At 42.3% G+C, this 12,575-nt stretch carries 16 protein-coding genes; 13 read left to right on the plus strand and 3 right to left on the minus strand.

Translation table 11 applies throughout. The annotated features are described in order from the left end of the window. Positions 1 to 4: 4 nt before the first annotated feature. A complete protein-coding gene (locus tag FXV78_RS15415) occupies positions 5 to 400 on the plus strand; it encodes a methylglyoxal synthase (RefSeq protein WP_004842886.1) in 396 nt (131 codons plus the stop codon). Beyond that, positions 384 to 1,421 carry a D-alanyl-D-alanine carboxypeptidase family protein gene (locus FXV78_RS15420; RefSeq protein ID WP_004842887.1) on the plus strand — a complete coding sequence of 346 codons (1,038 nt, stop codon included), beginning with the start codon at positions 384 to 386 and terminating at the stop codon, positions 1,419 to 1,421. The genes FXV78_RS15415 and FXV78_RS15420 overlap by 17 nt, the downstream gene beginning before the upstream one ends. 63 nt (positions 1,422 to 1,484) lie before the next feature. Here the strand turns inward: FXV78_RS15420 and FXV78_RS15425 are convergent, their stop codons facing one another. Continuing rightward, positions 1,485 to 1,694, minus strand: coding sequence for a DUF378 domain-containing protein (locus FXV78_RS15425; RefSeq protein WP_004842888.1), 210 nt, complete (start codon positions 1,692 to 1,694; stop codon positions 1,485 to 1,487). A gap of 128 nt (positions 1,695 to 1,822) precedes the next feature. Here FXV78_RS15425 and FXV78_RS15430 point away from each other — a divergent pair, with 128 nt between their 5' ends. The 10 genes from FXV78_RS15430 (at position 1,823) to FXV78_RS15475 (ending at position 9,833) form a co-directional block, all read left to right on the plus strand. Next, complete coding sequence (locus tag FXV78_RS15430; protein WP_004842889.1) at positions 1,823 to 3,202, plus strand: biotin/lipoyl attachment domain-containing protein; 1,380 nt, start codon at positions 1,823 to 1,825, stop codon at positions 3,200 to 3,202. A 21-nt stretch (positions 3,203 to 3,223) separates the two neighbouring features. Beyond that, a complete protein-coding gene (locus tag FXV78_RS15435; RefSeq protein WP_004842890.1) occupies positions 3,224 to 3,916 on the plus strand; it encodes a YggS family pyridoxal phosphate-dependent enzyme in 693 nt (230 codons plus the stop codon). 79 nt (positions 3,917 to 3,995) lie between these two features. Continuing rightward, positions 3,996 to 4,535: a cell division protein SepF gene (locus FXV78_RS15440; protein WP_004842891.1), complete on the plus strand. Its 540-nt coding sequence runs from the start codon at positions 3,996 to 3,998 to the stop codon at positions 4,533 to 4,535. Positions 4,536 to 4,546: 11 nt separating this feature from the next. Next, positions 4,547 to 5,335, plus strand: a complete 789-nt coding sequence (locus FXV78_RS15445) for a YlmH family RNA-binding protein (protein WP_004842892.1) — start codon at positions 4,547 to 4,549, stop codon at positions 5,333 to 5,335. Between the two features lie 25 nt (positions 5,336 to 5,360). Beyond that, positions 5,361 to 5,885, plus strand: coding sequence for a signal peptidase II (gene lspA / locus FXV78_RS15450; protein ID WP_022038089.1), 525 nt, complete (start codon positions 5,361 to 5,363; stop codon positions 5,883 to 5,885). Further along, positions 5,882 to 6,811 carry an RluA family pseudouridine synthase gene (locus FXV78_RS15455; protein WP_004842895.1) on the plus strand — a complete coding sequence of 310 codons (930 nt, stop codon included), beginning with the start codon at positions 5,882 to 5,884 and terminating at the stop codon, positions 6,809 to 6,811. The genes lspA and FXV78_RS15455 overlap by 4 nt, the downstream gene beginning before the upstream one ends. Before the next feature lie 121 nt (positions 6,812 to 6,932). Beyond that, positions 6,933 to 7,511 carry a CDP-alcohol phosphatidyltransferase family protein gene (locus FXV78_RS15460; RefSeq protein WP_004842896.1) on the plus strand — a complete coding sequence of 193 codons (579 nt, stop codon included), beginning with the start codon at positions 6,933 to 6,935 and terminating at the stop codon, positions 7,509 to 7,511. Then, the gene (locus tag FXV78_RS15465; RefSeq protein ID WP_004842897.1) at positions 7,498 to 8,127 is read left to right on the plus strand and encodes a ribonuclease H1 domain-containing protein; all 630 of its coding nucleotides are present in this window, start codon (positions 7,498 to 7,500) and stop codon (positions 8,125 to 8,127) included. The genes FXV78_RS15460 and FXV78_RS15465 overlap by 14 nt, the downstream gene beginning before the upstream one ends. A 31-nt stretch (positions 8,128 to 8,158) precedes the next feature. Next, a complete protein-coding gene (locus FXV78_RS15470; RefSeq protein WP_004842898.1) occupies positions 8,159 to 9,049 on the plus strand; it encodes a DNA/RNA non-specific endonuclease in 891 nt (296 codons plus the stop codon). A 136-nt stretch (positions 9,050 to 9,185) separates the two neighbouring features. Beyond that, positions 9,186 to 9,833 carry a cytidylate kinase-like family protein gene (locus tag FXV78_RS15475; RefSeq protein ID WP_004842899.1) on the plus strand — a complete coding sequence of 216 codons (648 nt, stop codon included), beginning with the start codon at positions 9,186 to 9,188 and terminating at the stop codon, positions 9,831 to 9,833. Between the two features lie 59 nt (positions 9,834 to 9,892). Here the strand turns inward: FXV78_RS15475 and FXV78_RS15480 are convergent, their stop codons facing one another. After that, a complete protein-coding gene (locus FXV78_RS15480) occupies positions 9,893 to 10,630 on the minus strand; it encodes a tRNA lysidine(34) synthetase (RefSeq protein ID WP_004842900.1) in 738 nt (245 codons plus the stop codon). Between the two features lie 237 nt (positions 10,631 to 10,867). On the opposite strand from FXV78_RS15480, the gene FXV78_RS15485 reads away from it, so the two are divergent. Further along, entirely contained in the window at positions 10,868 to 11,581 is a 714-nt protein-coding gene (locus FXV78_RS15485; protein ID WP_023923606.1) for a TetR/AcrR family transcriptional regulator, read from the plus strand. Here FXV78_RS15485 and FXV78_RS15490 read toward each other — a convergent pair. Beyond that, positions 11,574 to 12,569: an aldo/keto reductase gene (locus tag FXV78_RS15490; protein WP_004842902.1), complete on the minus strand. Its 996-nt coding sequence runs from the start codon at positions 12,567 to 12,569 to the stop codon at positions 11,574 to 11,576. The genes FXV78_RS15485 and FXV78_RS15490 overlap by 8 nt on opposite strands. Between the last annotated feature and the right edge of the window lie 6 nt (positions 12,570 to 12,575).

Consider the following 12,575-nt stretch of genomic DNA (forward strand, 5'->3'; position numbering starts at 1 on the left):
GTGTATGAACATAGGATTAGTGGCACATGATGCAAAAAAGAAACTGATGCAGAACTTCTGCATTGCATACAGAGGAATATTGTGTAAGCATAACCTGTATGCGACAGAGACAACTGGAAGACTGGTAGAAAGTGTTACCAATCTGAGCATTCATAAGTTTCTGCCGGGACATCTTGGCGGAAATCAGCAGCTGGGAGCACAGATCGAGCATAATGAGATCGATCTTCTGATCTTTTTCAGGGATCCGCTTGCACCAAAGAAGCATGAACCGAATGTAAATGATATTGTAAAACTGTGTGATATGTATAACATTCCGATGGCTACGAACATTGCTACAGCAGAGGCATTGGTTCTGGCCCTGGACAGAGGAGATTTGGACTGGCGTGAAATCTACAAGTAAAAAGCGAAGCAGGAGTAAAAAAGTACAAAAAAGAACCGGAATTGGAAAAGGCGCAATTGCAGGAATTGTTGTGGCAGTTTTACTGTTTCTGGCATTGATCGGTACTCTGATGCTGATCCTGCATGACAACGCGAAGGATTTTGTTTCGGAATATGAGAAGACACATTATCGCAAGAGTCTTTACAAAGCGGAAACGTTTGCTTCCCAGCTGTGTGTGACGGATGCAGATGTGGCAATGGAAGGATACACACAGGATGCATCCCTTCATGCCGTTGGTCTGTTTGATGTGCAGGGGAAGAATGTGCTCTATGCAGATCAGATTTTTGAACCGTTATATCCGGCCAGTACAACAAAGATCATGACAGCGTATGTGGCATTAAAATATGGGAATCTGGATGATATAGTCACGGTCAGTGAGCGTGCGACTGATTTTGCCGAAGATGAGCAGGTATGCGGACTTCAGGCAGGAGATCAGCTTTCTTTGAGAGATTTGCTGAATGGATTGCTTCTTTATTCGGGGAATGACTGTGCCGTTGCAATCGCAGAGCATGTATCCGGAAGTGTGGAGGCATTCGTGGATAAGATGAATGAAGAGGCACGGAACCTTGGGGCGACCGGGACACATTTTGTAAATCCTCACGGACTGCAGAACGAAGATCATTACACAACGGCATATGATTTATATCTGATGTTCAATGCCTGTCTGCAGAATCCGCAGTTTGTAGAGATGATTTCGCAGACATCCTATACTGCGAATCTTACATCGGCATCCGGAGTACCGTATACGATGACCTGGGAGCCTACCAATTATTATGCATCCGGAGACGCTGCAGCGCCGGAAGGAGTCAAGGTGATTGGCGGGAAGACCGGGACAACGGATGAAGCAGGGTCTTGTCTGGTGCTGTATGAGCAGGATCAGCAGGGGCGTCCATATATTTCGATTGTGATGGGAGCGTCTCAGAAATCGATTCTCTATGACAATATGACAAGATTAATGAGTTCGGGAATTAATGGAAAATAAAGACTTGAAACGGCAGTTCGCATGGAACTGCCGTTTTTATATAAAGTCGTAAGAGGGTGAAACTTACACATCACTTGCTGAATTCCCGATTCTGCCAAAAAAGCTGATCAGATAGAGTCCGCACAAGCCGACAAGAGTGTAAATGATTCTGGAAAGCCAGCTTAAATTTCCAAAAAGGAACGCCACCAGATCAAATTGGAAGATTCCGACAAGCAGCCAGTTCACTGCTCCGATGATGACAATTACAAGAGCTGTATTATCGAGCCATTTCATACTGTTCCCTCCTTTTCTATGGGATAATTTTATTATTTCCGCAAAAACTGGAAATATACATACAGAAATGTTATAATTAACAAGTTATTTAAGAGGGGATTAAGACTGATTTCAAGGAGGTATCAAGTTTGCCAGAAAAACAAAAAAAGAATTCAATCAGTATTAATAAATATAAAACAAAGAGAGAATTGAATATCGGAACGCTGATTTTCGCACTGATTTTTATTTATCTGGTCGTTGCGGTGGTGGCGTATGCCACAGAGAAACGGATCACGGTGTATGAAGTACGGGAAGGCAGTATTTTGAAGGATCATTCATATACGGGGTTGATTCTCAGAGAGGAAACCCTGGTAAATGCGGAAAGTGACGGGTATGTCAATTACTATCAGAGTGGACAGAGTAAAATCAGGACAGGCATGAACATTTGCGCGATTTCGCCGCAGAAGTTGGATGTTTCAGAGTCTCAGGAGCAGAGTGAGACGACATTGAGCGCAGAGGAGCAGGAAACGATTGTTCTGAAAGCACAGGATTTTAATGAAAATTTCACATCACAGAAATTCTCTTCTGTCTACAGTCTGAAAAGAGATGTTGCAGAAACTCTTCAGAATGCATCCGACCAGACGAAAACAGCACAGCTTGACGCAGTGATCGCTGCGAGTGGGCAGGATGTAAAAACATATCCGGCTGCAAGGGACGGTGTGATGGTTCTGACATATGACGGCGAAGAAGGTCTGACAAAAGACAATTTTACGGATGCAGATTTTGATAAAAGCAATTACAAGAGTACAAATCTGGAAGACAACATGGAAATAGCAAGCGGAGAACCGATTTATAAGCTTGTCACCAGTGAAGACTGGTCGGTTGTGATTCCATTGGAGGATCAAACAGCAAAAGAGCTGTCTGAGACAGATTCTGTGAAAGTGCGGCTTGATAATGAGAATGACACGGTATGGGCAGATTTTTCAATTTTGAAAAAAGGAAAACAATATTATGGGTGTCTCGATTTTGATAAATCCATGATCCGGTATGCAGATAAGCGCTACTTGAATGTAGAGTTGATACTGGAAGATCAGAGCGGACTGAAGATTCCGAAAAGCTCGGTGATCAAAAAATCATGTTATGCGATACCTCAGGATTATATTACAACCGGAGGCAACAGCTCGGACTCCGGAGTGATGATACAGGATAAGGACAGCGCGGTATTTCAGCAGATTGAGATTTATTATGTATCAGATGACGGGACAAACTATGTGAATCCGGAGAGTCTGAAAGCAGGAACTACCTTAATCAAACCGGAGTCATCAGAGACAATGACAGTAGAAAAAACGGCAGAGTTGAGTGGCGTTTATAATATCAATCAGGGATACGCGGTATTCAATGCAGTTGAGATCCTGTGTGAGAGTGATGAGTATTATATTATTAAAGAAGGTAATTCTTACGGCTTGTCAAATTATGATCATATCGTACAGGATGGAGAAGACGTAAAAGAGGATGAAGTGGTATTTTAAAGTGGGAAAGGAGCTTGAAACATGTTGAAAGAACAACTGAAAGAGGTGGAACGCCGTATACAGGCGGCATGTGACCGTGCAGGGAGAAAACGGGAGGAAGTGACTCTGATCGCTGTAAGCAAAACAAAGCCTGTATCAATGATCGAAGAGACATATCAACTTGGTATACATGTATACGGTGAGAATAAAGTGCAGGAACTGACAGAAAAATATGAGATTCTGCCAAAGGATATAGAGTGGCACATGATCGGCCATCTTCAGACAAATAAAGTAAAATATATTGTCGGAAAAACGGCACTGATCCATTCCGTGGATTCTTTGAAGCTGGCAGAAACAATCGAAAAAGAGGCTGCAAAGAAGAATTGTATCCAGGATATTCTGGTAGAAGTAAATGTTGCACAGGAAGAAAGTAAGTTTGGGCTGAAAGTTGACGAAGTCATTCCCTTCATTGAAAAAATTTCACAATTTCAACATATTTGCGTAAAAGGGCTGATGACAATCGCACCATTTGTGGAAAATCCAGATGACAATCGTCCTGTTTTTGCAAATTTACATAAATTATCTGTTGACATTATGAATAAAAACATTGATAATGTTAACGTAAGCATACTTTCAATGGGGATGACCAATGATTACGAAGTTGCGATCGAAGAAGGCGCGACTATGGTGCGTGTAGGCACTGGAATCTTTGGTGCCAGAAATTATCAGATTTAATTTCCGGATAAGAAGGTACGTTTTCAATTTTAAAATAACTTTATGCAAAAAGGGTACGGCATAAGATAGGAGTGTAAACATGGGTGTATTTGATAAATTCTTGGATATCATGAAATTGAATGATGACGAATACGATGATGATGATTTTTATGATGATGATTTTGAAGATGATGATTTCGATGAAAAACCGCATCGTTCAATTTTCGGAAACAAGAAGAGCAGAAGTGATGATTTTGATGATTTCGATATGGACGAGGACAAGCATCTTGCCCCATCCTCTGGAAATAAAGTGACACCAATGCGTCAGCCTGCAGCCAGAAGAGGTGTGAATATGGAGGTCTGTGTTGTAAAACCGACTTCTGTAGATGATTCTCGTGAGATTACCGAGACACTGCTTGCAGGACGTACTGTGATCCTGAATCTGGAAGGTATGGATCTTGAGATTGCACAGCGTATCATTGATTTCATTTCAGGAGCGACTTTTGCGATCAGCGGAAATCTGCAGAAGATTTCTAATTACATCTTCCTTGTGACACCGACGAATGTAGATATTTCCGGAGATCTGCAGGATCTTCTCGGCGGTTCCATGGAAAAACCAAGCATGAGAGGCAGATACTAGGATTTATTCATATGCAGAAGGAAGAACAACAGTTGGAGAAGCGGCTGTCAGAGCTGTCAAATCTGGCATATAGTCGCGATATCGTTACATATTCGGATTTTTTGAATTTGAATGAACTGAATATTTTACATTCGATGCCAAAGGACAGACTTTACACAAAGTTTGTCACTTTTGGCGGATATGGCTTGGCAGAGCGTCAGATGGCGGCATTTCTCCCTGATGCTCTTTCTTTGCGTGGAGAAATGTCATGGTGCAGCGAGGAGGAATGGGGTGACTATCCATTTGATATTCTAAGGATTTCTCCGTTGCATGCGAAATATGCAGAGCAGCTGACTCACAGAGACTATCTGGGGACGATCTTAGGACTGGGTATCGAACGTGCAAAGATAGGTGATATCCTTGTAGATGGAACTGATGCGGTTGTTTTTGTACATCGCACATTACAGTCTTTTTTGATGGAGGAATTGACCAGAGTCCGGCATACACAGGTTCTGGTAAAAGAGATTTCAAGAGAGGATTTTCAGTATGAACCCAAATATGAGGAAATCCGGGGAACGGTGGCGTCTGTTCGTCTGGACAGTCTGCTTTCGCTTGCATTTTCTGCATCACGGACAAAGCTTTCGGGTCTCATAGAAGGGGCAAAAGTGTTTGTGAACGGAAAACTGATCACAACGAACAGTTATCAATTAAAAGAAAATGATGTGATATCCGTCAGAGGATATGGCAAATTCCGTTATAATGGAACGGGAGCAAAGACGAAAAAGAACAGAATTTATGTATCTGTTTATAAATATATTTAACAAAGACAGAGGCAGGAGTAATACAATGGAGGAAAGAAAAAAAACAGGGAAAAGTTATCTGTGGGCACTATTTGCATTTCTTCTGGCAGTGGCCGCAGATCAATTTACAAAATGGCTGGCGGTTACCTATCTGAAAGATCAGGATCCTTTGATTATAATACCGGGAGTATTTCAGTTTCGGTATCTGGAAAACCGTGGGGCTGCATTTGGAATCCTGCAGAATCGGCAGATTGTATTTGCAGTTGGAGCATTGTTGATTTTTTTTGCGGTCGTCTTCATTTACGGGAGAATTCCGCAGAAAAGAAGATTTGTTCCGTTAAGAGTATGTGCGATCCTTCTGGCATCCGGCGCCATCGGAAATCTGATCGATCGTCTGGCAAGGAATTACGTAGTGGATTTCTGCTATTTCAACCTGATTGATTTTCCGATTTTTAATGTGGCAGACTGTTATGTGGTAATTGGCTGCATCCTTTTTGGAATCCTGATTCTTTTCTATTATAAAGATCAGGAATTTGACTGGGTACTGCAAAAGAAAGGCTCCAGATCATGAGAGAAGAACGTTTTTTTACAGCAGAAGAGACAGTGACAAATGAGCGGATCGACAAATTTTTGTCTGCGCAGATGCCGGACAGATCCCGTTCCTATATTCAGAAACTGATCAAAGATGGATTGGTTGAAGTCAATGGAAAGCAGGTAAAAACAAATTATAAGCTGGGCAGTGAGGATGAGGTGAAGCTGCAGATTCCGGAACTGGAAGTGCCGGATATTCTGCCAGAGGAGATTCCTCTTGACATCCTTTATGAGGACACCGATTTGCTTGTGGTAAACAAACCTAAGGGGATGGTCGTACATCCGGCGCCAGGGCATTATACAGGGACTCTGGTCAATGCTTTGATGTATCACTGCAGGGAAAATCTTTCCGGGATCAATGGTGTGATGCGTCCAGGGATCGTACATCGGATCGATATGGATACGACAGGCTCTCTTTTGGTCTGTAAAAATGACAGGGCACATCAGATTCTGGCCGAGCAGCTCAAAGACCATTCGATCACCCGAAGATATGAAGCAATCGTTCATGGAAACTTAAAGGAGGATAGCGGCACGGTCAATGCACCGATCGGGAGACATCCGACGGACCGCAAGAAGATGAGCGTCCATGCACCCCATGGAAGAGAGGCAGTGACGCACTATCGGGTGCTGGAACGTTTTGGAAACTACACGCATATCGAATGTGAACTGGAAACAGGAAGGACACATCAGATCCGTGTTCATATGGCAAGCATCGGACATCCGATATTGGGAGACTTGGTTTACGGACCGACGAAGTGTCCGTTCAGACTGCAGGGACAGACGCTGCATGCAAGGATCCTTGGCTTTGTACACCCTTCTACGGGAGCGTATGTGCAGTTTGATGCCCCGTTGCCGGAGTATTTTGAAGAACTCTTAAAAAAATTGAGAAAGCAGACAGGAAATTAGGAAAAAAGGAAACGGATATGTCAGAAATGTGCACATTCGATTCCTTTTTTGATTTTTAGGGAGACAAACACATGTTTGTGTTATATAATAAAAAAATAAATACATATGAGGTGAGAAGAGAATGAAACGATTCAGTAAAAAAGAAATTTTTTCGATTCCGAATCTGATGGGATATTTTCGGATTCTGTTAATTCCGGTGTTTTGTTACCTGTATATCACGGCAGAAACGGAACGCGAATATTTGTATGCAGCGCTGGTTGTTCTGCTCTCCAGCCTGACAGATCTGTTTGACGGGAAGATTGCAAGGCGCTTTCATATGGTGACAGAGCTGGGAAAGGCATTGGATCCGATCGCTGATAAGCTTACGCATGCAGCACTGGCAATCTGCCTTGCAACCCGCTATCCTATGATGTGGGCGCTGATTGCATTGATGCTGGTCAAGGAAGGTTACATGGGGGTTATGGGGCTCATATTCCTGAAGAAAGGAAAGATGCTGGATGGAGCGATGTGGTTTGGCAAGGTCTGTACTGCAGTTCTGTTTGCAGGACTTCTTGTCCTGTTTTTGTTTTCACAGCTTGAGGCTGCTGTAGTCAATGGAATCATTATGATAATGATGGGCATTATGATCGTGACACTGTGCATGTATGTGCCGGTATTTCAAAAAATGAAACATAAGGAGAAAAAAGATGGCGAAGAATAAGTATTATGCAGTAAGAAAAGGAAGGATACCGGGAATTTATCGTACCTGGAGCGAATGTCAGAAACAAGTGACGGGTTATCCGGGGGCGGTCTTTAAAGGGTTTGTGACAGAAGAGGAGGCACAGTCTTTTCTTCATCCGGGGCAGAGCGCGAAGGCAAAAGAGACACATATTTCTCATACTGCCTATCCATATGCCTATGTGGATGGATCTTATTTTCAGGGGGTTTACGGGTTTGGGGGTTTTTTAAAACTGTCTGACGAGGAGGAAGTTGTTCTGCAGGGGTCAGGAGATCATCCGGATCTTGCGAAAATGCACAATGTGGCAGGAGAGCTTCTGGGATGTATCAAAGCAGTAAAAGAAGCGGAAAAAAGGAAAATTGCAGAGCTTTCGATATTTTACGATTATCAGGGCATTGAATCCTGGGTGACCGGAGATTGGGCGGCAAAACAGGCAGGAACACAGAAATATCGCGATTTTATGAATGGCACATCCGTGAAGCTTCATTTTATCAAAGTAAAAGGACATACCGGCGTAGAGGGAAATGAACGTGCAGACAGTCTTGCCAAAGAGGCTGTCAGTGAAAAGATTTCATTCAATCAGCTTGTGATCGAATAGGTATGAAAAGAGAAAGAAAGGAATTTAAGTTATGCAGATAAAGAAATTGCTGCTTCCGATTCTTGCGACAGTGATGCTCATATGTGGATGTCAGCAAAATAATGCTGTCTCCGGGCAAGATCAATTGGTTACGGCAAGTGAAAATAAGACAACCTATACGGCACAGAATATTCCGGAATATACAGGCTCACCTTATGTGGAGCTAAACAATAACATACCTGATTTTCAGGAGTCAGAGTATACGACGGAAGTTTTTGAACAATACAGCGATCTGGATGCACTGGGGCGTTGTCAGGCTGCTTATGCCAATATCTGTCAGGAGATCATGCCGACTCAGGAACGGGGGAAAATAGGCATGATCAAGCCTTCTGGATGGCATACAGTGAAATATGACTGTGTAGATGGGAAATATTTGTATAATCGTGCGCATCTGATCGGATTTCAGCTTGCCGAAGAGAATGCGAATGAAAAAAATCTTATCACAGGAACACGATATTTTAATGTGGAGGGAATGCTCCCGTTTGAGAATCAGGTGGCAGATTATGTCCATGAGACGAATCATCATGTCCTGTACCGTGTGACACCGGTTTATGAAGGCGATAATCTGGTAGCCAGTGGAGTCATTATGGAGGCAGCTTCTGTGGAAGATGAAGAAATTCGTTTTCATGTGTTTGTCTACAATGTGCAGCCGGGGATTTGGATTGATTATGCAACAGGAGAAAGCAGGGAGAGTGAAACTGCAGAAAGCGAAAAAAAGGATGAAGAAGTTACCTATGTAGTCAACACAAATACAAAAAAATTCCATAAACCAGACTGTAGCAGTATCCGCGATACAAAGCAGCAGAATCGAAAAGAAACATCAGAAACAAGGGAAGAATTGATCGATCAGGGGTACTCTCCGTGTAATCGCTGCAACCCCTGAAAATGAAAGCTCTGTTTGAAAATTGTATTGAATGACGGATAAATGCAGTCTTTTTATTGTTATTTAGTGCAGATTGTTGTATAATGAGCGTATAGAAACTTCAAGAATATGACAGGCAAAAGGAGCGTGGAGTAATATGAAGACGAACACGATTATTACAATAGGAAGACAATTCGGAAGTGCAGGACGGGAGATCGGGTATCAGATCGCAGATTATTTCGGAATCAAGCTGTATGATAAAGAGATGCTCAGCAGAGCAGCGAAAGAAAGTGGTATCTGTGAGGAAATTTTTGAAACACATGATGAAAAGCCGACGAACAGCTTTTTGTATTCTCTCGTGATGGATACGTATTCTATGGGGTATTCGGGCGGATCCTACTCCGATATGCCAATCAACCATAAAGTATTTCTTGCACAGTTTGATGCGATTAAAAAGATTGCGGATGAAGGACCTTGTATTCTGGTAGGACGCTGCGCAGATTATGCTCTGGAATCTTATGATAATGTGGTGAACGTATTTATCCATGCTGATCTGGATGCACGTATCCGCAGGATCGCAAGAATTTATAATCTTACGGATGCCAAGGCAAAAGATATGATCATTAAAACCGATAAAAAGCGTGCAAGTTATTATAATTATTACACGAATAAAAAATGGTCAGACTCTGAAAGCTATGAATTGTGTCTCTCAAGTTCAGAACTTGGAATTGAAGGGACAGCAAAAGCAATCGAGCAGTATGTAATGCTGAAAGAGCAGATTCAAAGAGATGACAAAATTCTTTAGAAGTTAAAAAACAGTTCCCCTTGCAGAAAAGATAAAGACTTTTACTGCAGGGGGACTTTTTATGCTCTTGGATGAATGATCCGTTCGGGCCAGCCTTCGATATTTCCATCAAGGATTGCATGAAACATCCTTTCGCGGACACCTGGATTTTCGTGATTTAACTGACGGAGAAGTTCTTTGACATATTGACGTTTTGTATATCCGTCAACAGGACACTTGCTTTTCACTACCGGAAGCTGATACTTGTTTTTAAAACCGATGACGTCTTTTTCATCTACAAACATCATTGGACGAATAACAGTCAGATCAGTACGGTCCAGATAGGTTTTCGGAGAAAATGAATAAAAACGTCCTTCGAAGATCAAGGAGAGCAGCATTGTCTCTATAATGTCATCTTTATGGTGGGCATAGGCAATTTTATTGCATCCCATTTCTTTAATTGCCTGATTTAAGGCGCCTTTTCTCATTTTGGCACAAAGAGAGCAGGGATTGGATTCTTTACGGACATGAAAAAGAATCTCATAAATATCAGAAGATTCGATTCGGTAGGGGATATTCAGTTCCTGACATAGTGCCTGAATCGGAGAAAGATCAAAATCTTCAAATCCCAGATCTACGGTGATTGCACTGAGTTCAAATTTCTTCGGATAGAAGCGCTTGAGTCCATGTAGTGCATAGAGCAGAGTGAGGCTGTCTTTTCCGCCGGAAATTCCGACCGCAATATGATCGCCTTCTTCAATCATTCTGTATTCATCAACCGCTTTTCGGGTATAGCTTAATAACTTCTGTAGTTCCATGGTAAAGGTCCTTTCTTTGGGTTTATGTTCCTATTATAAGGTGAAAGAGATGGAATTACAATGAAGGAGTATGATTTGTCGGCATTTTCCTTTAAAACAGAATGTAGTACGCTGTACTATAAATAGAAAAATAAATAGTACTATGTACTAATTCGAGAAATGAGAAATTTGCGTTTTACAAAGGAGTATGTTATAGTGGCTTTGACAAAAAAGGAATCAACCAGAGAGGGTAGTAGAATGAAAGCACAGGATCAAAAAGAGCTAATGCGGGAAAGAATCTGCGATTGTGCAAAGAGGCTATTTGAAAGAGAGGGATATGAACAGGTATCTATGCGGCAGATTGCAGCGGAGGCAGGAATTGCAGTGGGAAATTTGACATATTACTTTTCGAAAAAGGAAGATCTGCTGAAGGAGCGTTTAAACGATATTCAGGAAACTTTTTCAGAGAGCATCCAGCTGTTTGAAATCGATCTGGAAAGAGGAGAGATTTCAGGAAAGCCGTTCTGGGAATATGAGAATCGAACACTTTTGGAATTGCTGCTTCGATTTTTGAAAGCAGTGGAACAGTTTCAGAAGAATGCAGCTATTGTGTATGAAAATTATAGCAGACTTCAAAAAACAGTACCCGTATTTCAAGAAATGAGCAGAGAATGGACGGAGAAGATCATGACGATATACAATGGTCTTATAAAGCAGTTGTGGGAACGAAGAGTTTTCAGAAAAGAACTGGAGTGGGACGAGTATGAAAATCTGATCTATCTTATAAAGCTGCTGACTTTTTTCGGGCAGGAAATGCATGGAGATCAGGAGTATGAAAAAAAACGGTTTACAGAAAGAATCTGCAGACTTTTGATTCCTTATATATCATGGGAATGGAAAGACACCTATACAGTCTTGTGTAAAGAAATCTGCGAGGTCTCTTTCCATCGTATGACATTAAAATTTATCTGATAGAGTTTCGAAGCTGTTCAAATAACTGACTCATTTCTGACAGGTCAGCTTCTTCCAGATTCAGGGAGAGTGTTTTTACATTGTCGATGATCTGTTCCGGTTTCCTTGCGCCGCAGAGGACATGCAAGTCCGGAAGAGAAGCTGCAGTCAGATAGATGATCAGGTTGCTGAGGGAACAACTATATTTTTCAGTATACGGGGTTAATTTCTGTAAAACGTTCAATATGTGCAGACGGGACTTTTGTGCCCAGAATTTATTTTTGTTGCGCACATCTGTCGGAGAAAGCACCGTGTCTTGTGTCACTTTTCCTGTGAGTAGTCCCTGTTCCAGAGGCGAGTACGCCTGGATGGAAACATGATGTTTCTGGCATACAGGTAACAATTCATCCGCAATATGTGTATCCAGAAGGCTGTATTTTTCCTGAATTACATCCAGCTGTCCAAGAGAGCAGTACTTTTCGATGATTTTGGCAGTAACGTTGGAGGCTCCGATGGCACGGATCTTCCCTTCTTTTTTCAACTGGAGAAGAGTATCCATCGTTTCTTCCAGCGGATAGAGGGAAAAGTCAGGAGTCTGCCAGTGTGTATAGTAAATATCGATATAGTCTGTCTGCAGACGTCGGAGGCTGTCTTCCAGATTTTTACGAATTGCAGCGGCGGAAAGATCACGGTAAACATTGCGTCCTTCCATGACTTTATGAAAGCAAGGTGTCTCATGATCCCATTCCAGCCCGCATTTGGTGGAGAGCAGGATCCTGGAACGATTTTGCTTTATGGCTTTGCCAACTACGTTCTCACTGTGTCCGATCCCGTAGACCGGAGCAGTGTCGAACCATACGATTCCCCGATCAATTGCTTCCTCGATGGTGCGAATGGAGAGTGCATCATCATTTTCTCCCCACCAGGTGCCTCCGCCAATTGCCCAGGTACCCATTCCGATATATGGAGTTTTTAAAGTTGTTGTTCCGATTGTACGTTCTTTTTGCATAAGATT

Source organism: Mediterraneibacter gnavus ATCC 29149, assembly GCF_008121495.1.
GTDB lineage: Bacteria > Bacillota > Clostridia > Lachnospirales > Lachnospiraceae > Mediterraneibacter > Mediterraneibacter gnavus.